Source organism: Arenibacter arenosicollis, from assembly GCF_014397245.1.
Taxonomy (GTDB): Bacteria; Bacteroidota; Bacteroidia; order Flavobacteriales; family Flavobacteriaceae; genus Arenibacter; species Arenibacter arenosicollis.
Window position 1 is genome coordinate 18,066 of the sequence record NZ_JACLHY010000020.1, and the last position, 24,577, is coordinate 42,642.

26 protein-coding genes are annotated in these 24,577 nt (G+C 35.7%); 2 read left to right on the forward strand and 24 right to left on the reverse strand.

Features of this window, described 5'->3' with window-relative positions; translation table 11 throughout:
• Nucleotides 1–257: 257 nt before the first annotated feature.
• The 5 genes from H4O18_RS16530 to H4O18_RS16550 form a co-directional block, all read right to left on the reverse strand.
• On the reverse strand, nt 258–923 hold the full coding sequence (locus tag H4O18_RS16530; protein WP_187586599.1) for an SDR family NAD(P)-dependent oxidoreductase: 666 nt from the start codon (nt 921–923) through the stop codon (nt 258–260).
• Between the two features lie 128 nt (nt 924–1,051).
• The gene (locus tag H4O18_RS16535) at nt 1,052–1,942 is read right to left on the reverse strand and encodes a helix-turn-helix domain-containing protein (RefSeq protein WP_187586601.1); all 891 of its coding nucleotides are present in this window, start codon (nt 1,940–1,942) and stop codon (nt 1,052–1,054) included.
• Between the two features lie 257 nt (nt 1,943–2,199).
• The gene (locus H4O18_RS16540; protein WP_187586603.1) at nt 2,200–3,666 is read right to left on the reverse strand and encodes an efflux transporter outer membrane subunit; all 1,467 of its coding nucleotides are present in this window, start codon (nt 3,664–3,666) and stop codon (nt 2,200–2,202) included.
• An 11-nt stretch (nt 3,667–3,677) separates the two neighbouring features.
• Nucleotides 3,678–6,866, reverse strand: a complete 3,189-nt coding sequence (locus tag H4O18_RS16545) for an efflux RND transporter permease subunit (RefSeq protein ID WP_187586605.1) — start codon at nt 6,864–6,866, stop codon at nt 3,678–3,680.
• A gap of 120 nt (nt 6,867–6,986) precedes the next feature.
• On the reverse strand, nt 6,987–8,210 hold the full coding sequence (locus H4O18_RS16550; RefSeq protein WP_187586607.1) for an efflux RND transporter periplasmic adaptor subunit: 1,224 nt from the start codon (nt 8,208–8,210) through the stop codon (nt 6,987–6,989).
• Between the two features lie 604 nt (nt 8,211–8,814).
• Here H4O18_RS16550 and H4O18_RS16555 point away from each other — a divergent pair.
• Nucleotides 8,815–9,243, forward strand: a complete 429-nt coding sequence (locus tag H4O18_RS16555) for a DUF1330 domain-containing protein (protein ID WP_187586609.1) — start codon at nt 8,815–8,817, stop codon at nt 9,241–9,243.
• 12 nt (nt 9,244–9,255) lie between these two features.
• Here H4O18_RS16555 and H4O18_RS21995 read toward each other — a convergent pair whose 3' ends face one another.
• Both H4O18_RS21995 and H4O18_RS16560 read right to left on the reverse strand, forming a co-directional pair.
• Complete coding sequence (locus H4O18_RS21995; RefSeq protein WP_222942443.1) at nt 9,256–9,504, reverse strand: hypothetical protein; 249 nt, start codon at nt 9,502–9,504, stop codon at nt 9,256–9,258.
• Nucleotides 9,505–9,519: 15 nt separating this feature from the next.
• Complete coding sequence (locus H4O18_RS16560) at nt 9,520–10,107, reverse strand: SRPBCC family protein (protein WP_343065472.1); 588 nt, start codon at nt 10,105–10,107, stop codon at nt 9,520–9,522.
• A gap of 557 nt (nt 10,108–10,664) precedes the next feature.
• On the opposite strand from H4O18_RS16560, the gene H4O18_RS16565 reads away from it, so the two are divergent.
• A complete protein-coding gene (locus H4O18_RS16565; protein ID WP_187586611.1) occupies nt 10,665–11,663 on the forward strand; it encodes a GlxA family transcriptional regulator in 999 nt (332 codons plus the stop codon).
• Nucleotides 11,664–11,706: 43 nt separating this feature from the next.
• On the opposite strand, the gene H4O18_RS22000 is transcribed toward H4O18_RS16565, so the two are convergent.
• The 17 genes from H4O18_RS22000 to H4O18_RS16645 all read right to left on the reverse strand — a co-directional run bounded on the left by H4O18_RS22000 (nt 11,707) and on the right by H4O18_RS16645 (nt 24,505).
• Nucleotides 11,707–11,955 (reverse strand): hypothetical protein, encoded by a 249-nt coding sequence (locus H4O18_RS22000; RefSeq protein WP_222942444.1) that lies wholly within the window; start codon nt 11,953–11,955, stop codon nt 11,707–11,709.
• A gap of 33 nt (nt 11,956–11,988) precedes the next feature.
• The gene (locus H4O18_RS16570) at nt 11,989–12,366 is read right to left on the reverse strand and encodes a nuclear transport factor 2 family protein (RefSeq protein WP_187586613.1); all 378 of its coding nucleotides are present in this window, start codon (nt 12,364–12,366) and stop codon (nt 11,989–11,991) included.
• 20 nt (nt 12,367–12,386) lie between these two features.
• Nucleotides 12,387–12,770 (reverse strand): VOC family protein, encoded by a 384-nt coding sequence (locus H4O18_RS16575; protein ID WP_187586615.1) that lies wholly within the window; start codon nt 12,768–12,770, stop codon nt 12,387–12,389.
• A gap of 82 nt (nt 12,771–12,852) precedes the next feature.
• On the reverse strand, nt 12,853–13,428 hold the full coding sequence (locus H4O18_RS16580; protein ID WP_187586617.1) for a Crp/Fnr family transcriptional regulator: 576 nt from the start codon (nt 13,426–13,428) through the stop codon (nt 12,853–12,855).
• A 510-nt stretch (nt 13,429–13,938) separates the two neighbouring features.
• The gene (locus H4O18_RS16585) at nt 13,939–14,313 is read right to left on the reverse strand and encodes a DUF1801 domain-containing protein (protein WP_187586619.1); all 375 of its coding nucleotides are present in this window, start codon (nt 14,311–14,313) and stop codon (nt 13,939–13,941) included.
• 5 nt (nt 14,314–14,318) lie between these two features.
• On the reverse strand, nt 14,319–14,954 hold the full coding sequence (locus H4O18_RS16590) for a DUF998 domain-containing protein (protein ID WP_187586621.1): 636 nt from the start codon (nt 14,952–14,954) through the stop codon (nt 14,319–14,321).
• Nucleotides 14,955–15,005: 51 nt separating this feature from the next.
• Nucleotides 15,006–15,218: a DUF4287 domain-containing protein gene (locus tag H4O18_RS16595; protein WP_187586623.1), complete on the reverse strand. Its 213-nt coding sequence runs from the start codon at nt 15,216–15,218 to the stop codon at nt 15,006–15,008.
• 2 nt (nt 15,219–15,220) lie between these two features.
• Nucleotides 15,221–15,604, reverse strand: a complete 384-nt coding sequence (locus tag H4O18_RS16600; RefSeq protein ID WP_187586625.1) for a DoxX family protein — start codon at nt 15,602–15,604, stop codon at nt 15,221–15,223.
• Between the two features lie 5 nt (nt 15,605–15,609).
• A complete protein-coding gene (locus H4O18_RS22515) occupies nt 15,610–16,572 on the reverse strand; it encodes an SRPBCC domain-containing protein (protein WP_187586627.1) in 963 nt (320 codons plus the stop codon).
• A 74-nt stretch (nt 16,573–16,646) separates the two neighbouring features.
• Nucleotides 16,647–17,150 carry an SRPBCC domain-containing protein gene (locus H4O18_RS16610; RefSeq protein WP_187586629.1) on the reverse strand — a complete coding sequence of 168 codons (504 nt, stop codon included), beginning with the start codon at nt 17,148–17,150 and terminating at the stop codon, nt 16,647–16,649.
• Nucleotides 17,140–17,472 (reverse strand): metalloregulator ArsR/SmtB family transcription factor, encoded by a 333-nt coding sequence (locus H4O18_RS16615; RefSeq protein ID WP_072861652.1) that lies wholly within the window; start codon nt 17,470–17,472, stop codon nt 17,140–17,142. The genes H4O18_RS16610 and H4O18_RS16615 overlap by 11 nt, the downstream gene beginning before the upstream one ends.
• Nucleotides 17,473–17,730: 258 nt before the next feature.
• Complete coding sequence (locus H4O18_RS16620) at nt 17,731–18,144, reverse strand: SRPBCC domain-containing protein (RefSeq protein WP_187586631.1); 414 nt, start codon at nt 18,142–18,144, stop codon at nt 17,731–17,733.
• 79 nt (nt 18,145–18,223) lie between these two features.
• On the reverse strand, nt 18,224–18,763 hold the full coding sequence (locus H4O18_RS16625; protein WP_187586633.1) for a dihydrofolate reductase family protein: 540 nt from the start codon (nt 18,761–18,763) through the stop codon (nt 18,224–18,226).
• Between the two features lie 72 nt (nt 18,764–18,835).
• A complete protein-coding gene (locus H4O18_RS16630; protein WP_187586635.1) occupies nt 18,836–19,573 on the reverse strand; it encodes a helix-turn-helix transcriptional regulator in 738 nt (245 codons plus the stop codon).
• 292 nt (nt 19,574–19,865) lie between these two features.
• The gene (locus H4O18_RS16635) at nt 19,866–22,133 is read right to left on the reverse strand and encodes an amidohydrolase family protein (protein WP_187586637.1); all 2,268 of its coding nucleotides are present in this window, start codon (nt 22,131–22,133) and stop codon (nt 19,866–19,868) included.
• A gap of 183 nt (nt 22,134–22,316) precedes the next feature.
• Complete coding sequence (locus H4O18_RS22520) at nt 22,317–23,810, reverse strand: S41 family peptidase (RefSeq protein WP_187586639.1); 1,494 nt, start codon at nt 23,808–23,810, stop codon at nt 22,317–22,319.
• A gap of 5 nt (nt 23,811–23,815) precedes the next feature.
• Nucleotides 23,816–24,505, reverse strand: a complete 690-nt coding sequence (locus H4O18_RS16645; protein ID WP_187586641.1) for a DUF4386 domain-containing protein — start codon at nt 24,503–24,505, stop codon at nt 23,816–23,818.
• Nucleotides 24,506–24,577 lie beyond the last annotated feature (72 nt).

Here is a 24,577-nt window from a genome sequence, read left to right on the forward strand (position 1 = left end):
ATCAAAACTTCAAAGACAAGGGGAAAATTATAATGCTTAATTTACTAAAGCTTAAAGAAACAGTAGAGGTTGTAATACCATTGAAATTACAAAAATACGTTCAGGTATAGATAACCACACACCCTGTTGGCCATCCAAGGTGGATTACTTCTGTATTAAAGTCATAGTATAAAGCTTTGAGAATAATGGTAGAGGAATTTAAAACCATCATCAACCATGTAGATAATTTTCTGAATCGTCAATTACCTAATTGTCGTTTATTCTTTTTCTATTAGGGCAATGAAATCATCTTTAATACCATTGCAAATAGTAACTGAGTTATGAGTGCAATTTTTTAAGGCAATAGGGTCAAAGCTATTGATTTTAATTTTTGAAGTCTTGAATTCCTTGCACTGTAAATGGGTAAACATATTCAATGCGGCTTTAGAAGTCGCATAAGCAGTCATACAATAGTTGGAATAGCAGAATTCGTCATCCCGCATTTTATTGATATCGCCCAATGCACTAGTAATATTAATAATACTGGGATCTATGCCCTTTTCAAGCAAAGGCTTCAATACCTGGATAATCCTGATGACTGCGAACAAATTTGTCTCATATACAAGCCTCACCTCATCGAGGTTGATTTGATCGATTTTTTGACCAAAGCCATTGGCTATTTCAGCATTGTTGACCAAAAGGTCCAATCTCCCAAATTCAGAATCTATTTTTGTTTTTAATTCCAATAGGCTTTCTGCTGATGTGAAATCTGTTTTCACCAACTTATAGTCTTGAAGAACTCCTCCATCTTGAGAAAGCAATTCGAAACTTTTCTTACTAGCAGCAAGAATTACATTATAATTATTGTTCAATAAAATATTGGCAAATGTTTTTCCCAACCCATTACCAGATTCTGTGACAACTGCAATTCTATTAACATTCATGGCAAAACTATTTAACTCTACAAATTTAACTAAAAACAATCTCAAAAAATAACCACTTTTCTTTAATAAATGACCCAAATAGTGACTTACTGCAATGTATCCGAATTACTAATTTAAATCGCTTTCCATCAATTCAACTGACGAAATTTATTAGGTGTCGTACCACTTAACTTTTTAAAGAATCTCGTGAAATGGGTGGGTTCTTGAAAATTGAGTCTATAGGCAATTTCCGCTATATCCAGGCCTGAAAATTTCAACAGGCTTTTGCTTTCAACTAGTAGCCTTTCCTGAATGATATCCTTGGCGCTTTTACCTGTTAATTTTTTTACCGTCGTGGTCAGGTAATTCGGTGTAATGTTGAGTTGATCGGCATAATCACTGACATTCTTGGTGTCCACATACATTTTATCAACTAGGGTTTCAAATTTTTGGGTTATCATTTGTGCACTTGTCAAATGATTTTCGGTAGTTTTGTAGCGCTCATACACTGCTTTACAGTAATACAAAAAAGTGAGCAACATGCCCTCCAGCATTTTTTCTTGGTAGGGATGAGGATTCTTAAATACGGAATGCATTCTTTCGGCATCAAAATAAAGGGATTCGTGCTCCTCTTTTGTCAATACCAACACTTTGTTTTCTGACATTTTTAAAAACGGGAAATCCTCAATTAAATTAGGGACCGCATGCATTAAAAATTCCTTTTTAAACATGATATTAAATCCAGCTATTTTTGCATCCCATACCCAGGAGAAAACTTGCCCTGGTACTACAAATAATAATGGATACCCATCTAGACTAAGCCAGTCAGTGTTCAGATTCAATTTGCTATCCCCAACATAACTCAATAGACCTATATAATAAAAACCCTGCCGATAAGGTGGCATGCATCGCCTTGTGGAAGGTTCCAACCTTTCGAAGGCATACACATCAAAATTAGGGATGTGGCTTCTATGGGGAAATCCAATCGCTTCATGAAAATCATTACTTGTTTCAAAAACAGGAATTTCGGTTTTAATCATCAAATAAAATTACAAAATAATGGTCTTAATGTTAGGCCGTCAGCCACTAAAATAGTTAAATGAAACAAAACAATGTAACTCCATATTTGTATATATCACCACTCGTTTTAAATTTATCCAATACCTTGACCTTATACTGCTATCCAAGCGAAATATTTATCCATTCGTAAAAAAAAATGATTTTTTTTGGCGAAAAAGGGAACTACCATATTCCTCACTGAAAAGTGGTAGTCACGATGAAACCCTTAAAATTAGCGCTATTTTGAATTATCCTCGAGGTATTTCATTTGCTCAAATTTGGTGTTCAATTCACTTTCGGATATAATTTCCCAGCCCCCACCTAAAGCTTTATATATTGCTATTAGGGATGTTGCCGAAGAAATCTCACTTCTTGCCAACAAGTTTTCGGATTGAAGAAGTGTATTATCGGCACTTAAAAAGTCGATAAAGCTATCCAGACCGGCATTATATCGCTGTTTGGCAAATTTGGCGGCCTCTGCACTGGCCTCCGAAGAGGCTCTTAATGTTTCCTTTCTTTGCAATTCGTTCGAATAATTGCTCATAGCTGTTCGGATCTCCTCCAATCCATTTAATACGGTTTTCTCATATTGATTCAGTATTGCAAATGTTAAGGCATCGTTCCCCTTGATCTGTTGTTTCACCTTTCCCAGGTTAAAGGCAGCCCAACTAATATTTGGCATGACACTCCAAGTAAAGGTTTCGTTACTTCCAAAATTCGAAAAATCAACGGCAGAAAACCCAATTGATCCACCAAATTGAATTTTAGGATAAAGTTCTGCCACAGACAAGTTGTACCTGGCAATTTGTATTTGTAATGCAGCTTCTGCCCGACGTACATCCGGACGGCGACGCAACAGTTCGTTTACATCTCCCAAAGCCACTGATAAAGGTAAACTTGGCAAAGGTTGCTTCTCTACCATGGTCGAATCCAGATTACCAGGCACTTCTCCAATCAAGACGCTCAATCTATTTTTCAATGCTTCAATATTTGCTTTTAGAGGAGGAATCGTAGCTCTGGTATTTTCCAATTGCGCCAACGCTCGAGAAACGTCAAGATTATTGCTTGTTCCAGCCTCCGACAATTTAACAGTCAGATCATATGTATCTTGTTGCCCTTTTAAGTTACGATGTGCTATATCCAACAGGTATTGCGACCCTCTCAGTTCCATGTAATTTTTGGCCACTTCGGCAAAAATACTCACATATACCCCTTGCATATCGGCCACAGCCAATTGATTATTGGCATGGGCCCCTTTAATACGATTGGAAACCCTTCCGAACAGGTCAGCCTCCCAAAATGCATCGAAGCTACCATTATAGTTGCTATAAGTGGGATTGCTCCCTTGTACAAAGACGTTTTCTCCAAGACGGGTTCTGGTATAATTGCCATTGGCCGTCACTGTTGGCACTCTATCAAATTTTGCTTCTTTAAATAAAGCCTTTGAGGCAAAAACGTTCGCGACGGCAGAATTGATATCCATATTGTGTTTTCTTGCTTTTTCAATTAAAGAGTTCAAATTGGGGTCGTTGAATTCTGACCACCAATTCTGGGCCGCAGCAACTTTGGTAAAAACATTGGAACTATCTACTTCTAAGAAATTCTCTTCAACCTTTGCGTTGGGCGCCACCTCAAAATCACGTTTGGTAATTCCACAGGAAACCAACAGAAATAACAATATGGCGACAATAAACAAATTCTTCATTTTTTTTAAATTTAAGTTAATTCAGTTTTTTCAACGCTTGTTGGCACCGGTTTAATTGTGTTGGGGTTTGAAGATTTGGAGGACCATTTTCTTCCCAAATAATAGAATACCGGTGTCAGGAAAATTCCAAAAAGTGTCACTCCGAGCATACCGCTGAATACCGCAATACCCAATGACACCCGTAGCTCTGCGCCGGCACCAGTTGCAATGGCCAAAGGAACAACACCTAAAATAAACGCCATGGCTGTCATTAAAATAGGTCTGAGCCTTAATTTACTAGCTTCCATAATTGCGGTTTTCAAGTCCTTGCCCTGATCTTCCAATTGCTTGGCGAACTCTACAATTAAAATGGAGTTCTTGCTCGCCAATCCTACTAAAACTATAAGTCCGATCTGTACCATTATGTTGTTGTCCAACCCTGCCAAGTCAATACCGATCATTGCGGACAATAATACCATAGGAACAATGAATATGACCACTAGAGGGAGTACCAAACTTTCAAATTGAGCCGCCAACAATAGAAAGACAAATACGACGGCCAATAAGAATGCGATGCCTGCCGTGCTTCCCGTCTGTTTTTCTTGATACGCCAATTCTGTCCACTCATATGAAATACCTTGTGGAAGAATCTTTTCCGCCAACTGTTCCATTCTCTCCAAAGCTTGCCCTGAACTATATCCAGCGGCAATATTTCCATTTAACGAAGCTGCAGGATATAAGTTAAACCTTGGAATCCTTGAGGGTCCGGAAATATTTTGTTGGGTGGTGATCGTTCCAAGTGGCACCATTTCCCCACTTTTATTTCGAACCTTGATCCGTGATATATCATCTGGTGTTAAACGGTTTGGCGCATCGGCCTGTGCAGTCACTTGAAAGGTTCTCCCTAAATAATTGAATTCATTGACAAATGCGGATCCCATATAGATCTCCAAGGACTGAAATACATCACCTACATTTAACCCCAATTTTTCTGCTTTAACCCGATCGATATCCAAATACAATTGGGGGGTCTGATTGTTGAAAAAAGTGAATACATTATTAAGAATTGGGTCATTGTTGGCTGCAGCGGCCAATGCATAGGTGGCGTTCAAGAGTTCATCCGTTCCGACATTCCCTCGATCCTGAACCATCATTCTAAACCCACCGGCATTCCCTATCCCTCTCACAGATGGAGGAGGAATTACAAGAACTACAGCATCATCTATCTGTGCCAATTTCTGTTGTAGGGTACCTAGCAATGCTTCATATTTTAGGCCCTTTTTTCTTCTTACCTCAAAATCTTCCAAGGGTAAAAATACTGCAGCGGCATTGGAAGCATTCGTAAAGGAGGCAGCATCAAATCCAGTAAATGCAACCGCATTTTCAACTCCGTCCACAGCCAAAGCAATATCCAATACCTTTTGCATGACATTATCAGTTCTAGATAAGGAAGAGCCTGGCGGTAATTGCACAATCGTGATAAAATACTGTTGGTCCATGGCTGGAATAAACCCTTTGGCCACCCTGTTGAATTCTATTCCTGTAAGTAATACCAGACCACCGTAAACTACCAATACCATTATTGACGTTCTAATGAGTTTTTGAACAGTTTTACCATAGTTTATGGAAATTTTTTCCATGAAATTATTAAAGGTTGTACCAACAAAAACAAATGGTTTGAGTAATATGGGCGTCTTTTTATTATGATCTTTTTCCTCATGCCTCATTAATAGAGCTGCCATAGCCGGACTCAATGTTAAGGAAACGAAAACGGAAATGGTCGTTGCAACTGCAATGGTCAATCCAAACTGTTTGTAAAATTGCCCCGATATGCCCTCCAGGAATGCTGTCGGAATAAAAACCGCTATCAAAACCAGACCTATGGCCACCAAAGCACCTCCCACCTCATCCATGGTCTTAACGGCAGCCTCTTTAGGGGAGAGTCCTTTTGACAAATACCTCTCCATATTTTCAACCACGACAATGGCATCATCCACTACAATTCCGATAGCCAATACCAAGCCAAACAACGTAAGGTTGTTCAAAGAAAACCCAATGGCTTGCATAACGGCAAAGGTTCCTATAAGGGATACCGGTATGGCAAGAATTGGAATGATGGCCGCTCGCCAAGACTGTAGAAACAAAAGGATTACCAAGACCACTAAAATGATGGCTTCAAAAATTGTATGGTATACTTCATCTACAGATTTTTGGATGAATTCTGTCGGATTATAAGCGATTTTATATTTCAGATCTTCTGGAAAATTTTTGGACAACTCCACCATTTTGGCTTGAATTTCAGCAGCTGTTTCCAAAGCATTACCTCCCGGTTGTTGGAAAATAGGCATGGCTATAGCAGGATTTTTTCCCAAGTATCCCTTGGTGGCATAATTTTGAGCCCCCAATTCAACCCTTCCTATATCTTTTAATTGTACAATTCTACCATCTCCATGCGACTTGATGATGACATTCTCAAACTGCTCGGTAGTTACAAGCTTGCCCTGGGTCTGAATATTTATTTCGAAGGCAGATTGGCTACCTGAAGGCAAAGTATTCAAAGTACCACTGGCAATTTGTATGTTTTGTGCGCGAAGTGAAGCAACCACTTCACCTGCGGTCAAATCCAAATTGGCAATTTTATCAGGATCCAACCAAATTCGCATGGCATATTCAGCAGCCCCAAAAATCTGTATATCGCCAATACCTTTTATACGTGCCAATTGGTCCTTCAATTGCAAGGTGGCATAATTCCCCATATAGGTTTGGTCATAGGTTTTATTCGGGGAATACATATTAACCACCAATAGGATGTCAGGTGATATTTTTTTGGTAGTAATTCCTAATCGACGGGAAGATTCCGGTAACCTTGGCTCTGCAATGGCGACACGGTTCTGAACCTGAACCTGTGCCCTGTCGAGATCGGTTCCCAGTTCAAAGGCTATTTGCAGCACTACCCGGCCGTCAGCAGAGGATTGGGAGGTCATATAGATCATCCCCTCTACCCCATTGATTTCTTTTTCGAGAGGTGCTGCTACTGTTTCCGAAAGAGTCTTGGCATTTGCTCCTGGATATAGGGCCACAACCTCTACCGTTGGCGGCGCAACATCTGGGAATTGAGAAACTGGCAAGGATACGTATGCCAGACCGCCCACAATAAGTATGAGTACACTCAGTACTGCAGCAAAAATGGGTCTTTTTATAAATATGTGACTGAATTTCATAATTTATCTATAATTGAAAAATAGCAATCCTCCTGCTCCTCTCTCCCTCCAATTTATGGACGTGGAGGAGCAATTTAAGGGACTGTAATAATTTTTGGGTTTCTTTTTATGTGATGGCTATCACTCTATTTTGGCAATGGCCAACTCTCCTGATTCACTCTTTTGCAATTCCGTTTCTATAGGGGTGACAGCCATTCCCTGACTTATTTTTTGAATGTTATTCGTTATCAATTTATCCTCTTGGGAAATTCCATCCCTAATGATTCTCAATCCGTTGGAATGTAATGGCCCCAATGTGACATTCTTTGTTGTTACAAGATTGCCCTCACCCAATACATATACAAAACGAATGGATTGGTTGGTACCTATGATCTCATCTGGAATCATAATGGCCTCGTATTCGGCACTTCCAGCTATCCTTGCTTTTCCGAACATTCCGGGTTCCAACAAATGATCTTTGTTTTCAAGCACCGCCCGACTTTCGATCGTTCCGGTACTGTTATCTATCTCGTTATCCACAAAATCCATTTCAGCTTCGTGCACAAAATCCTCTTCATCTTGAAGTTTTATAAATACTGGTATACCCTCAGAGCGGGCGGACCTTCGTTCACCGTTTCTTGCCAAACGAACATATCTTAAATAATCCGATTCACTTCCGGTGAAATAAAAATCAATAGGGCTTGTGGCAACAATAGTGGTCAACAAGGTGGAGTTGGAAGAACCTCCATCGATTAAATTGCCCTCATTAACCCTATCTCTGCTCACTAGACCGGCCATTGGTGCCGTAACCCTTGTGAATTCCAAATTTAATTTTGCATTATCAACCCTTGCTTGTGACAATTGAATACTCGCTTTGGCATATTCAAGGGCTTGTTTTCTGCGATCGTATTCTTCAATGGACACAGCTCCGGATTCACGAAGTGATTCTACTCTTTCAAAATTATCCTGTGCTGTTTTTAAGGATGCCTGTGCTTGACTAAGATCTCCATTTGCTTGGTCAAGAGCAATTTTAAATGGCCTGTCATCAATGGTAAAAAGCACATCGCCCTTTTTTACCATCTGTCCATCAACAAAATTGACGCTTTCTAAAAATCCGCTAACACGGGCCCGTACTTCCACTCGGTTACTTGCCTCAAAACGGCCTGTGTATTCATCCCATTCGGTTATTTTTTCTATTAGGGGTGACGACACTTCTACCGGCATGGCCTGTGGAGCCGCAACAGTTTCAAATTCTTCTTCATCCCCTGACGTGAAAGAGAGTACAATAATTATAATAAAAAGTAATCCGGCCAGTGCCAATACACTTTTGGAAATTTTTTGGGTATTTATATGAAATTTTTTCATCTTGTTCTTCTTTAGGTTTTTGATTAATGTTTTGACACAGCAAATTTATAATGAGCTGTTCCCTAATGGCTAACCATTATGTTTATATAAATGACCAAAATCTAATCTTCTTGGTTATTTTTTTATCTAATCTCCGGAAGCACTCTTATACCGTTTTCTAAAAAGACATTTTATACCATTAGATTTGATCCAGGGCTAGATACAATACCATTTATACTTTATATAATGTCATTGCTTTAAACTTCTATATGAAAAAATGATGCGATAAACTAGGATAGAGGAAAGCAGCAACGAAATTACAGTCACCAAATAGAATAAATAGCCTTCTGTCGCCGGTTTATTTTCATGGCCTAAATGAAAAACAAACCTTTGTAAAGTAATTTGCGGGAAACCGTGATTTGAGATTTTATTAGTTCTGTTGTAGCATAAAACGTATCGAAAAATTAGGAAATGGCTTGAAAAATATCTCATCTTAATTTTAATATGCAGTTATTTGATTGCACAAAATTTTGAAGGAAAAATTTAATTGAAAATGTGTTTTCTATTAAATTAGATGGCTGCAATTTGACGTTTATTAAACCTTAACATTATCGAATAGTCTGTTATGAAAAAATATCTAGAAGGTACCCCGGATCGCGGTAAACAATTTTATCAAAACTTTAAAGACAAGGGAAAAATTATAATGCTTAATTTACTAAAGTTTAAAGAAACGGCTGACTACACAAATATAGAACATCTAAGTCCCAAACAAGAAATTAGTGGAGAAGAAGCTTATCAGTTATACCTTGATGCTACAATACCACAGTTTCAAGAAGTAGGAAGTGAAATTATATTTTATGGAAAAAGCAAGGAATATTTAATTGGACCAGAAACTGAAAAATGGGATGCTGTTTTATTGGTTAAACATCAATCGGTAATGAAATTCATGGAATTTGCACAAAGTGAGGACTATCTAAAATATGCAGGTCACCGAACTGCTGCGCTTGAAGATTCACGTTTATTGCCTACAACTGAAATAAAAAATGAGCTGTAAAATTACAATCATTTAATAGCCGAGAAGCTTTATTTCTAGGTTATTTAATTTTCCAAAATTGATAATTCCCAAAACATCAATACTAGTATAGCTTTCCACACGAAGTACCTTATCACGATCTTCTAAATCGAAATTGATACGATACTTAGGATATAACTGATTGAGCTCATAAACTATTTTGTTGGCCAATTGTCGGTTGTTAACATTAGTTTTGAAAATTTCGATAATATTTCTATTGACCAAGCTGTTTTTTACATTCATAATTAATTAAAACTGTTATTTATCAGGTAGCCCCCATTTTCTAACTAATTCCGCATTTAGACCACCTTCTTTTGCATTGGGTTTGCCAAAACCTGTTTCTATTAAACCTTTTAAGCTTCCTTGTATATAACTAGTCCATGCATCATTACATACCTCAAAGCATTCATATTCAGGTGTTAGCCCTACATGGGTAAACACTACTTTTGTTTGATTGCCTTCTTCGGATATTTCAAATATTAGTTTTGTGTTTATCCATTCTGTTTTGTCTTTCACAAAGCTAAACTCGTTGTCTGTTACTAGATATACCAACTTGTTGTTTGGTAGCTCTTCAATTAATTTTACTTTACACAAGTGCACATCTTTATAATGGTAGAAAAAAGTTTCACCTAAGGTGCCGGTTTCTCCAATAATTTCTTCAGACCACCAAGCTCTAAAGTTTTTGATAGCATTAAATGCTGTTTGAGCATCTTTTTTTACTATAATAGTTGACGTGTAATTCTGATTTTCCATTTGATTTATTATTAAGTTTTGATTTATCACTTTACTTTTTAAATTGCTCATTAGTAATACAGAAATAAAAAGGAATAGTATTAGTTTTTTCATTTTTTATTAAGTTTTGTTTCAAGTTGTTCTGAATAGTTTAACCAAGTACTGGAACATTGATTATAACATTCAACCTGTGGTGCTAAACCTTTATGTGTAAACTGAACCCACGTATTTCCCGTTGAATTTTTACTAATATTAAATATCAATTTAGTGTTATTCCATTCGTTGTGATCTTTTAAATATGAAAGGTTACTTTCTGTTACCAACCAAGCAATTTTTTACTGGGTATTAATTCAACTAGCTTTTGATTGGTAATATGCATGCCTCCACCTGCGAAAAAACAAAACCCATCTCCAATATTTTGACTACTTCCGGTTATGGTTTCTTCATAAAATCATACCCACCATTTAGTAATATCTAATAAAAAATTAAAAACTTCACTTGCAGTCTTATCATTTGAGAAGTTGTATATAAAGTTTCCCAACTTGTATGTTATTTATTATTAATTCAAATTTAATGGGTATTACACACTTGTAAGGTGTGGTATTTAGACATTATGAAGGGTTGATTTAGACATTAGAATAAATTATATTCGATTAACGGTTTAATTTAATATGAGACACTTAAGTATACTTGTTCCAGATGACCAAACAAATATGAGTACTGTGGCTTGTATAGTTGGTAGTTTACAAGTGTTTGCAGCAGCAAATGCTTATTTTGAGAATAAGGGCAAGAAATCTGTTTTTCACATTAATTTGGTAAGCGCAACTAAGAAAAAGTTTTTAGACAACGGTTTTTTGTCTATAAAATCAGATGTCGCCATTTCTGAATGCACAAAAACTGATCTGGTCATTGTGCCAGCCACATTGATTCGTAATTATCAGATGGCTACACCCAACAACCAAATCTTGATTGATTGGATAAAAAAACAGTATAAGGAAGGTGCTGAAATAGCTAGTATGTGTGTTGGTAGCTTTATGTTGGCGTCAAGTGGCTTGCTATCAGGAAAAATATGTTCTACCCATTGGGCTAAGGAAGAAGAATTTAAAAAGTTATTTCCGGACGTGGGTATCCAAACTGATAAATTGATAACCGATGAAAACGGAATTTACACCAATGGTGGGGCATATTCTTTTTTGCATTTATTGATGTATTTGGTTCAAAAATTTTATGACAGGCAAACGGCAATTCACTGTGCCAAATACTTTCAGGTAGATGTTAACCGAAGCCAACAATCTGAATTTTTGATTTTTAATGGACATAAAAATCACAATGATGAAATTATTCTGGAAGCTCAGTTATTCATGGAAAACAATTATCAAGACAAAATTTCCATTGAAGATTTATCTACAAAATTTGGACTGAGCAGAAGAAGTTTTGACCGCAGATTTATCAAGGCAACGGATTTACGGCCATTAGATTATTTACAAAGGTTAAAAGTGGAAGCAGCAAAGAAAGCATTTGAAAGTACGCGAAAATCTGTTAGTGAAGTGATGCATGAAGTCGGCTATAACGATACCAAGGCATTTAGGGAGGTCTTTGGTCGAATTACAGGTATAACACCCATTGCGTATAAAGAAAAATACAATGTTGATGCTCAATATTATATATAGTTAGGACTATCATCTCATAAAGAGTTAAATAGAAATTATCTCACTAAACTATAAGTTTGATTTTAACATTGTTTTTTTTACCATAGTTAACAACACCTAAAATGTCAATGAAATCGTTATCCTCAATCCTTAATATGTTGTCACAATCTTCTAAATCGAAATTGATACGGTAATCCGGATATAATTGAATGAGGTCAGCAATTATTCTATTTGCTAACTGTTGGTTGTTAACATTCGTTTTGAAAATCTCAACAATGGTAAGGTTAACCTTTAAGTGCTCATTAATTTTCATTTTCTTCAAACCATTTCTATAGTCATGGTTAATCTAAATCTCTATGCAGTACGACGTAATGGCTTTTATTTTTTCACCCTTTGCACCCTGAAAAATATAAAAATCCGAAAAGGCATACTGATTTCCATTTTCCATTATCATTACACCATTTGCAGCTCCTTCTTTACCATGGGATAAGATTTGATTTATTATCAATTCAGAGGTTTTTAAAGATTGCATTTTTTCTAATTCTACTGTAAATGCTTCTATTCCTACGATTTTCTTGTCACCAATGATGTTCCAAACAATGTCGTCCGTTACATTGTTGGTAAGAAAGGTAGCATCCCCTTTGGCAAAGGCAATATTAAATTGTTCTATGAATTCCATTTTGGGCGAGTTCCCGCAATTAGGTCTTGATATTATTCTGGTCATTTAGAGTCATTCTATTTTTCTTAGTTCATCGAATGAAACCCAATAGAATTTCCTTCTGTATCTTTAACAATGGATACAAAACCATGTTCCCCAATAGCCATTTTTTCTTGAATTACTTCAGCTCCATTTTTTGCTGCTCTATCTTCTAAAACCTTACAATCCTCACATCCAAAATAAATGAGACTCCCATTAGTAGAAGGTTTTACTGCTTCCATTTTTACCAAAGCTCCGGCTGCACCGTAATTTTCCATATCACTAGGGAAGCATTTCATTTGTACGGATGAATCTGTTGGGTCGCTCATATCTTCTAACACAACTTGAAGTACTTTTTCATAAAACGTTGCAGCTCGATCTATATCATTTACATAAATTTCGAACCACACCACAGGATTAAATTTTTTCATCTTTTCTATTTTTTAAATTATTAGTATAACAAAAGTGAAAAAAGAAAATCATTAAAATCTTGTCCTATGGCAAGTTATCTACTTAAGTTAGTACTTCTTTTCTTATTCTACTTAAAGATGTATCAGTAATCCCCAAGTAAGTAGCAATGTGTTTTAACGGAACTTCCTTAATGATTAGGGGCTTTTCCTCTGCTAAGTTTAAATATCGTTGTGAGGCACTTTGTGTGTGCATATTAACGGCACGATGTTTTGCCATAAAAAGTTGGTGGGACATCCAAGCTCGTCCCCATTCTGTAAATCCGTCTATGGTGCTATATAAATTTTGGAAATCGTTGAAATCGATTTTATAAACTTCACAGTCTGTTATGGCTTGAATGGTTTCTTTGGAAGGAATACGAAGAAATAAAGAAGCTACTTCAATTAAAATATCATTTGGACCAAAAAAATCGGTGGTAATCTCGTTACCTTTATAATCCATAACATAGGATCGAAACAATCCCTTTTTAATTAAATAGTATGCGTTACTAATCTTTCCTTCGCTAAGTATAGTGTCGTTCTTGAAAAACTCAACCCTTTCATGGGCCTCTATAATGGTCTTATAGTTATCATTTTTAATGTTTGGATGGCTATATATTTGTTTGAAAAAGGAATCCTTCATTATTTTATGTTTTGTTTAAAAATAAGGAAATAGAATAATATTATAACGTATTGAAAATGATTGAATTAAGGTTCGATTGATAATCTTATCGTTTTTAAAAGCTTCATTATTTTCTAGTTTTGCGTCGAAGTTATAGCAAATCCAACGACCATCTTACTCTTCCCTTTTAAAACTCCCCACCTGCCATAATGTACCTGAGTCTCTTTAGAATTTCCATTCTCCCTCCATCACATCATTAATAGATAAACTTTGTGCCTTTATTTTCAATCTTAAAAAGCATGTAAAAGTGCTTCTGTTTTGTTAATTATTTTGCGTCCCTTCTCTATAAGAGTTTAAGGATTGGAATAATTCAATCCTTTAGTTTATTTAGGCCAAAATTCCATGTTACCAAAAAAACTACAAAATACCCTGACCCTTGCGAATAAGCTCTTCAATAATTTGTTTAATTTTTATTACATCCTTCCATATTGCTGGATTAGATATTAGGAACCATTCTTGGAATGGATGTTTTCATATTAAATCTTTTTTATGATCTAATGCTATTGCTTGCAAAATATAGTATTCAAATACTTCGTCACTATATTCCTTACTATCACTTATTCTAAGATTTAAAGTTTTATTACCAACCCCTTCCAGTAGGTTATACTTATCTTCAAATAGTTTACCATCCGTAAATGAGAACGTAACTCCTTTCTGTGTGGGGCTCACCGTTATGATGATTTTATTGTTCCGGTAAACAGGAACTCCGTAATATTTCTCGGTTCCCCCTCGCATTTCTTCGTTTAAAAATGGGAATTTCGAGTGAATTAAGTTTCTGAATTTTGTAATAATTGGTTGGTATTCTTCCTTAACTCTATCTGTAAGGAATTGATTAACGGTTTTCATTAGAATCAATTTTTGAAATTAGATTTTTGTAGATAATTTGCACAAGCCCAAACCCAAATGGCACAAATTACTATTACAACTCTGCCAAGCCAACCAATTGGAGTTTCTGGTGTTATCATACCGTTAGTTTCACTCATATAAATACCCATAGTAACAATTAAAGCTAACTCTGAACCCCAAAGAATTACAGTTAAAACAAGCATGTTTTTTCCAAATGGTTTAAGTTGTTCACGTTTTATGAATTGGAATGCTATAAACACTGTAGCTAAAATCATAAAACCCAATAGCCCTGCAGCTGAGTTATGAATTTGACCGCTCATTGTCATTTGGTCGGGAAGTGTACTAATGGGATCCGTATTAAAAATGCTTGCTAAAAAATTACCTAGGGATGCTAGTATTAATAGGATTCCTCCGACTTTTGCACCTGTTTTTGGGAAGTTTTTAATTAAGTATAAGCCCAAAGTTAGAAAGCTTATACCAAGTAAAAAGAATGCAATATTCATTAACCAACCTGCGGTACCAATGGCATATACGCTGATAGGTTGCCATTTTGGATTGACAGATGTGTTTACGAAATGTAATATGAATAATATGATAATAAATACAATGACTCCTATCTTGGAGATGGTTAACTTTTTCATTTAATTTTAATTTGGAGGATAGTACAATTAGATATTATATAATGGATGTTATTAATCTCTTTTTCCCTTAATATAAGCATACATTGCCGTTGCGTGTCCGTGACCTAATTGAAATTCTTCTTTAAGCCAATTGGTTACTTCGGTAGCTTTTACAACTAGTTCTCCGTTTTTGGTAAACCCTTTTTGTTCAGCAAAATCTTGAAAGTCTTGAGCAGTTTTACCTGTTTTTTCTTCAATGTTTTTGATATATGTTTGAAATGACATAATTATATATTTTTAGATTTGAATATGATTTTTTGTGAGTGGACATAGGAAACTCCTAGCACAACTCCCACCATTACAGGCATTAGGATATATGATATAATTTGATCTACTGCCAAATGGCTAATGACGGCAAATAGTAAATTGAATGTTAAACCTGCATATGCCCATTCCCTTAGCTTAGCAGGAAGTTTTGGGAACATTATTGCAGTTGCCCCTAATATCTTACAAACTATTAAAGCATAGGCAAAGTAATCGGGGTAACCCAAGGGTTTAGTTCCAGCATTAAAATGTTCGTGCGCAAATAAAAGCGTTGCCAAAGGCATTAATGCTTCCATTACAAAAATGATGGAAGTAGTTGTCCAGAATATGATTTTATTCTTTTTCATTGTCATTATTGGTTTTGATAATTAATCATCCAATTGATTCCAAACTTATCCGCACAACTACCGAAATAAGCACCCCAAAACATATCTTGAATAGGCATTTCTATATTTCCACCTTCCGAAAGTGCATCAAAAAGCCGCTTAGCTTCTTCTCGGGATTCTGGTTCAAGATTGATGTGCATATTGTTTCCTAGGTTTACAGTCATCCCAAATTCTTTGGGTGCATCTGTACCCATTAAAATATGACCTCCAAGAATGGGAAGCTCTACGTGTAACACCATTTTCTTAACGGATTCGTCCATAGGTGGATGATTATGGTCATCTGGGACTTCGTCAAAGCGCTTGATGCCATTTATGAAATCGGATTTAAAAACTTGTTTGTAGAAGTTAAAAGCTTCTTCTGTATTACCAGGAAAGTTTAAATAGGTGGACACTCTAGCCATATTATTCGGTTTGTTTTGTTTACGTAATTTAAATTGTGATTCGATGTACTGATCTAAATTTGATAGAGCCATTTCAAAACCTTCTTTGAAGCCCATTTTAATCATCGTCTCAATATCTTCCAGTTTATCGTGTTTTAAGATAATATCTACTAGGGTAACCCCATTTTTTTCGGTGAAAAGATTTGTCCATAGCGAACGTGGTTTTAATGTGTTCTCAATCCCATTTTCATCACAGAACGCATCTAGCCAAGACAATAACTTATTTGGTTCAATCTCTTTATAATCTGCCTTGCACCATGTTTTTTCATTTTCGGGGCTTACCATTGCATAAAGCCACATTCCGCCCACTTTTAAATCCAAACTCTTTGTTTCTATATGGTAAGGTTTGGGTGCCCACCATTGATTTAATAATTCAGCTTCTGTCCAAGCTTTCCATACCAATTCAAGTTCTGCATTAAACTCTCGTTGAATATTAATGGTTTTATTTTCCTTATTTACCGAAAAATTGAATAATAGACTACTTTTCATTCTAATTATTTTTTAATGTTCCTAAAGGCATCATAGCTACTTTCAAATAAATGATTTTACTTTTTTTCATCATCTTATTTCTTTAAGGTTGCCAGTAGTTCATCTAATTTCTCAAGCGTTGCTATCATTCCTTCTTCCATTCCCATATTTATAATTGTTTCGAGGTCATTTAGTGAATCATAGGTAACAACAGTGGTAACCGTAGAATTATCGCCTTTATCGTTAAAAGTCACAAGCCATTTTGCTCTTGGAAGGTCTTCATTGATTTTAGCTTCACTATCACAAAATGCATCGATTGTACGATAATAATCAATGGGATTTATATCGTGATATTCCGTGTAACCCCAATACTCCGTTCCTTCAGGGTCAACCATTGCGTAGTGCCAATGTCCGCCATTGCTAAAATCCATTGATTTGGTCTTGGTTGTAAATGGTTTTGGTGCAAACCATTGGTCTAACAGTTCTTGTTTGGTGTAGCAGTCCCAAACCAATTGCCTTTCTGCGTTGAACTCACGAACAATGGAAAGCGTGTTTTTTTCTTTATCGACAATGAAGTCGAATTGCAAATTATTTTTCATTTTTTTTGTTTTTAAGAGTTGATAATAAATTGTCAAGTTGGTCAAAACGGTTTTCCCAAATCTTTCTGAACTGTTCCAACCATTTATCGATTTCTTTCATTTTTTCGATTTTCAGTTCGTAGTAGATTTCCCGACCTTGTTGGTTTGCTTCTACAAGATCGCATTCGTTCAAAATTTGTATGTGTTTTGAAATGGTAGGTCTCGCTGCATCAAAGTTTTCGGCAATTGCTCCTGCTGTCATTGCTTGAGAAGTGAGCAATACTAATATCGCTCGTCTTGTTGGGTCTGAAATTGCTTGAAATATGTCTCTTCTTAATTTCATTATGAAGTTATTTGACTACAAATATATATGAAGTCATTTAACTACGCAAAAAATTTTTGAATGTATTAGGTTTTTTTTTGACTACTTCAATTGCACCAAACCATTTTCAAATGATTTTGCGTACGAGAATCGCAAAAAGGTGTTTTAATCTTTCTTCTTAAAAGAAAGAATCCTGTTTTATAAAAATAAGAATGAACACACTGTGTGTAATGAGGCCACTTGTTTAAGTCCTTATAGTTAAATTTGTTGATTACTTTATTATCTATATCGCAATAGTTCAGTTCCAATTTCCTTCATTATTTTATTCCAATAAACTTTCATTTCAGCTCTCTGTTCTGCATCTAATAATTTTTCTTGATGGATGGCTATGGTTGTCTTTGTCTGATTTCCAATAACTCTAATTTGAACGGTTGACGTATTTTCCCAATGTGTGGATTTCCAATTCAAGCGAATATGTGAATTTGCTTCAAAAACACGGATAAGTCCTGTTATGCCATTTTCAGTTTCGTAATCCTTTTTAATTTGAAGTTCATTTTTCAATTGACCCAACCAAATATTTATTCCTTTTTTGGAGAACAAAAAGTCCCAAACCCTTTTAGTTGAAACAGGAAATGTTTTCCTTATTCCGAATTGAAATCCTACGTCTTTGGTTTTTCCGACTTGATTTTCCATATTTCTATTGAGGTTTAAAAAGTTATTACGTCAATTTCAAGTACTTTGTTAAGACACTATTATGGCAGTAGACTTGTAGTTAATACTTTGTTTTTCGCTTGTAATACAACTGAGTTAACCCTGTTTCAAATGTTTTGGCACTTACAAATTCCAGAAGTTGCTCTGGTCTACCTTCCTTAAATAGTTTTGTACCATTGCCAACTAGAATGGGCACAATGGAAATAGTAAGTTCATCTATGAGGTCATTTTTAAGTAGTTCGTTAACCACTTCAGCACCACCATCACAATAAATATCTTTTCCTTCTTCACTTTTAAGTTTGGTGACCAATTCTTTCAGGTTACCTGTATGAAATTTGATTCTTCCATTATCGGGACGTTCTGTGCGTGTAATGACATAGACATCTCTTTCGCCATTGTCGTAATGCGAAGCACCAATTTCCTTAACTACATAATCATAGGTTTTGCGGCCGATAATAATAGTATCAATAGTTGATGTAAATGCTGCGTAACCATAATCTTCCCCTTCCTTTTCGACAAGTTTTAGGAAACTAAGGTCATCATTTGGCTGGGCTATAAACCCGTCTAAACTAGTAGCGATAAATAGTTTTATCTTTCTCATTGAATATAGAATTATACTTTTCTACAAAGGTAGGAGGTTATCAAAGGCTATGCTTTGGAAAAAAACGACATTTTAAAGTTCGGAGGGTACAAATCCCGTATGTTGTTTAATGGCATTGGTGAGGTGGGAGTGGTCATAAAATCCACATTCAAAAGCAATATCCAATAAAGCTTTATGGTTATTATTTGATGCTATTAAGGCTAATGCTTGTTGAATCCGAATGATGTTGGAATATTCTTTTGGTGTTAACCCTATAAAATCTTTGAATAGTCTTTCTAGTTGCCTTGTTGAAATACCGTTTTGTTTAGACAACTCATCAATTGTTAATAGTCCTTTAGAAGCCTGTACAGCATTTACTATCGTGCGTAACCTTATAGACTTGCTACATACCTTGTCATTGAAGAACTGGTTTAAATAGTCAATGTAGTTACCATTGAAAAAATAGTCTCGGTCAAAAGATAAATTGTGGTCAAATTGAATTGTGTTATTTTTTATTTCGCTTAGAGAAGCATAAGAGAAGAAAGATGCAAAGGTGGAAGGTTTAAAACAGACGCCTATCAAGTGTGTGTTTTCGTCTATATAACTTTCTTTAAAAGAAGTCATGGCACCAACCACATAGGTTTTACCGTGATCCATGGTTGTAGCTCCATTATCGGTTAGGCATCTGTCACCAAGGTTTATGATTAAGCCTGGGCAACCATCAGGGAAAATACGTTCCCAACTATGGCTCGTGACATCTCCTTTTAACTCCCAGAAGTTGTGAATTTTGCTTTGAAGGTGTTTCCCTGGATTAATTTCTTTATACTTCATAAATGCTTTTATACAACCGATGGAAATATTACCCCGATTTGGGCATCTTGGCCATTAAGGTAAAATTTCAATTCTCCTTTTACAAGTAATCATGGATCTTTAGATCAAAAACAATAGTACAAATGGTTGCGAAGATTACTGCTCAACCGTAATATTCTCCTTCTTTATCAACTAACTTTTGCATTCCACGGGCATCATTTGACTTGGCTATGCAGCCATCTAAACAGGTAACTATAAGTTAATTCATTTTTCCCTTTGGGCCATTATGAACTGAATTTCTTTCCATCCCAAATTATTCCCTATAATTATCCAAAATTTTCGTACTTACCCAATAAATATCATTATTACTTGTATAAAAGAGATACTTTCCGTCCTTAGTTACAAAAGGACAAAGTTCGTGCTTTTCCGTATTAATTGCGTTTCCCATATTAACTGCATCGCCCCATTTCCCGTCTTTATCTTTGAAACTAATATATAAATCACCTTGACCTTTCCCGATTTTACGAATGGAACAAAATATCATATACGACTCATCAGGTGCAATAAATACATCCGCTTCGTATCTATTGGTATTAATTGATTCGGATAGTAATTCAGGTTTGACGAATTTTCCGTTAACATATTTGGAACGGTATATATCATAAGCATAGTTTGGGGCATTTAAAGTTTTATCTTGAGATGCGAAATAAAGTGTACCATCATTTGTAAAAGAAGCGTAGTACTCATTTAAAGGGCTGTTGATCGGTAACCCTAAATTGATTGACTCAGACCAGTTTGATTGTTTGTTTTCCCTTTCTACATACCAAATATCCATATCATCTTTAGTAATATCTTCATTTAGTGAACGATTGGATATAAAATATAATCTTTTCTCATCCGGAGATAACATTGGATCATTGTAGCTTATTGAAGCCGAATCGAAAAGTTTACTGGGTGGAGACCAGACACCTTCTAATAAGTTCGTGTAATGAATTTCCGTAACGCCATTATTGTCTACTCCAAAATAGAATTCATTCCCATCACCCGATATTGTACAGCCGAACTCATGTCTATTAGGTTTTGAAATTATATTCGGCGCGAATAGTTCTGGTTCATTCGAAGGAGTTTTTTGGCCAAAATATACCATAGTATTGTCTGTTTCCGAACCAACATTTCCTTTTGCAGATTCAATCAGTTTATTTGGATCGAAGCCAATACCATTTTTAAATACAATTTCCACTTCTCGAATAACTTTGGGGTTTCTTTCCAGATCTCCATTGAGAACTACAATATTGGCCAACTTTCCTTTCTCAATTGTCCCTATGTCAGTTCTTGACAGTAGCTTTGCTCCATTAGAGGTCATTACCTGTAAGGCTTCCTCTGGCTTGAATCCAGCCTCAATAAATAGTTCGTAATTTTTTTGATCTCCAAATCCGGGCATATTGTGGAGGCCAGGATCAAGACCCGCTACCAGCAATCCACCTTGCCTGAAAAATTGAAGTTCGTATGCCATTGATTTTACCAACCATTCTGGTTTAAAATACCAGTCGTTACCCTGTTCTTTCTTACGTAATTTACGCTGGTGATACGCTTCTTTATGAATGGGAGCCATTACTTCAAGGTCTCTGGCATCTGCCATTACATTAGCTTGTGCTTCAAAAATGGCAAGTGTTGAACCTAGTGCCACCCCATTGTTTATAAGGTTTTGTTGCACATCTTTGACCGTATCACTGTCAATGTCCAGATTTGTTCTAAAGTCGTTATTTTTAGAGCAAACTCCAGCTTCCCTTTCTGTTCCATGGTCATAACTGTGTATAAATCCATGTTCTATGGCATCGATCCCTATTTCTGCAGCTTCGGTAAAAGTTGTGGCACAAAGGTGACCTGTTACTTTTAGATTATTCCTATGTGCTTCATCAACTATTACTTTTAAGTCCTGTGGCCTGGTATTTCTATAAACCTTCAGCCATTGTACTCCTTTGCTTGCCCAATATCGAATGGTATCCCTGACCATTTTTTCATTGGTAAATCTTATGAAATTCGATTTACCCTCTGGACCTGTGAAATATGGCCCGGAATTAATGATTTCAGGACCAGGCTGCTCTCCCCTATCTATCGATTTTGCGATAGCTAACTCTTCAAAGGGATTTCCTGTCCCACAAGTTTGGATTGTAGTCACACCACTTGCTAAATATAGTTTAGGTGATGTAGATAACATTGCGGATTCAGGTATTCTCATGTGGTTGTGCATACCGATTATGCCTGGGATAATAGTCCTGCCAGATAAATTTAGTTCAAAAAAATCATCTGCTATTTGAATGTCATTGGCATCTCCAATCCCGACAATTATTCCATTTTCTATCAGAACAGTCTGTGAAGTTTTGGATGGATTCCCTGTTCCATCAATTATTTTAACATTTGATATGGCAATATTCGGAGAGTCGAAGGAAATAAAACTTTGGGAATAATCCGATATGTCAATTCTTGTGGATTGTATATCCGTTGCCTGTTTCTGTCCACACCCTTGCAGTGAAACCAGAATGGTAAATGTTAAAATTATAGTTTTAGTTATTCTGTTCATTGGCTCAAAATAATAGGTGTCATCCTTAATTGACAAATTGATGGTAATGTAAAACTTTGATGACCGCTGTACCTAACAGCAGTTTTTTTTACATTCTGTTCTTTTGCTTTTGTGCGAAGTGCCAAATCTGGCATTTGACAGTGTTTGTAATTAGCCTTGAACTTAAATGGACCAATGAAAACCCTATTCATTATGTACAGTGTTACCATGTTTTTTTTGTTTTTCTATTAAATGTTTTACGATATAATCCAGTTGGCTATCAATTCCGTCGATTAAGTCCTCCACAGTTAGTTCAACTTCTATGTCGGGCAGTACTCCACTACCCTTAGGGACGGTTTTGTCAAGAACATATTTATCTATTTTTACAAATGGCACGCGAACCATAATTTTTGAATTGGGTAATTTATAAAGTGCAGAATATTGTGCCGTATGAAAATAATACCCTCCTCCTGTTTCGTTGCCAACAAGTGTAATTTCCTGACAGTTTTTTGCATTCAGCGCAAAAGCCGAAGCGGCAGAAAAAGTATTTCCTCCTATTAATACATACACCTTGCCCTTAAATGGTTTTTTGTAAGGAATCATTTCTTCCTGGGCATGGTCTTTTGTTAATATCCAACGTCCAACTTTCTTTTCAGCAGAAGCAAAATATCTTTTAAAAAACTCATTGTAATCGGCCATACTGTGAATCACATACCTTTTTTTGGGAAGAGTATCTGTGACCGTACTTTCAGATATTCTTTGCTTAAAAGGTTTCTCTGTTAAAAAAGAGAATAAATTAATTGCGTTTATTCTGTATCCTCCAATGTTTTGCCTGATGTCCAAAATAAGATTGGACACCCTTTTCTTTTTTATATCTTTAAAGAGATCAACCAACCTTGATTTGAACTCTTTCGGGTCTAAACCGAAAGAATTGACAGTTAGTACACCGGATTTAATGGAGTCCATGTAATATACGAAGGGCCACTTTTCAGCTAATGTATTTTTAAAATGTTCTACGCGATCGGTATTTCCGTGATACATTGCAAAATGTGAGCTTCTCTTAGGGTATCTATTTTCTAAACTTTCAAATGATTCTGGGACAATTTCGATTGTTCTTAATTCGCTGTTGTTGATAGAATACTTGACGGTAAAGCTTTCCTTTTCTCCATATTCATAATAGTAGAGTATACCAAATTCCTTCTCTATCTGTCTATACTTTTTGTTTAGATTGTACCCATCGGATGCTGCGTATTTCAAAAATTCGTGAATAATTCTATTACTTTTTAAACCTTCTATAGAAGTTATTTCTGCTCCTAGAGGAATACCAAAATCATCGGTATCCGTATAAAGTTTTCCATCGATTATTTTTAAAAGTAATGGAAATAATGCAGGGACTGTATCCATTTTAGGGTGATAAATGACTAAATGTCCATCATATGCATTTTTTGCTATTGAATTTATAGATTTAAAAAGCTCTTTAGACTCTGTTAGATCTTTTATCCGTGTTTGTTCAAAATCGTAAAAAATACTATCCCACTGCGCCTTTGAAGTGTACTCATATAAACTTGGATGGCCCGTTGTTATAATTTCTTTGAAAATGGTATAGTCTTCCAAAACTTGTTTCTGTGATAATTCGTTTTGCCCAAAAATGCAAAAAGAAAACAGGAGTAATATGATTATGTTATAATTGGTTTTCACCTTTTTTAAGAAATAGAATTTACAATATTAGTATCAAATCCCTTAACTATCAACCAAGTTGCTAAAATCAATTCCAACAAAGCCGTAGGGAAGGTTAATGTAATATAGGTAGGTGTAATAATGTTTATAACACCAAACATAAGCAGTATGCTGGCCAAAACACTGCTCAAAATAGTGGCGAAAATCCCCCAAATTGAAAGCCATCTAGGGACAAGCTTGGATTGATACAAAATATAATAGAACATTAAGTTACCTACACTCAGGATTAAAGGCATTGCTACATGGTTTATTAAATCTCTGCCTGACCGAATCAAGTTATCCAACGTTTGAAAATAACGCAAGTCAGGACTTCCAGCTTGTATGAATTCCTGACTCAAGGTCAATAGCAGCAGTATGCTCATCCAGCCGATTAAAATGAAAACCACAGTTATAATTCTAAAAACTAGAAATCCAATTGTCAGTCCAGTATTAAATGTCTTAAATAATGAATAAAGTATAATAGGTATGCTCGCATAAATAAGAGCCAAGATAAACTGCATGAATGCTCTAATAAGTATCGGTTTTGAATGGTGGGAAATATTCACAAGGTTGTCCATCCCATCAATGACCGGGTCTATACTTAGAATACCTACAGCTATGCTTGAAATTAATAATACACCAACGAATATTGATTTTTTTCTGAATACGTTCGTCATATTTTTATTTATTAAAATTTGCACAAAAATATGATGACGTTGATTTTAACTTGTTGACTTAAGTTAAGAAGT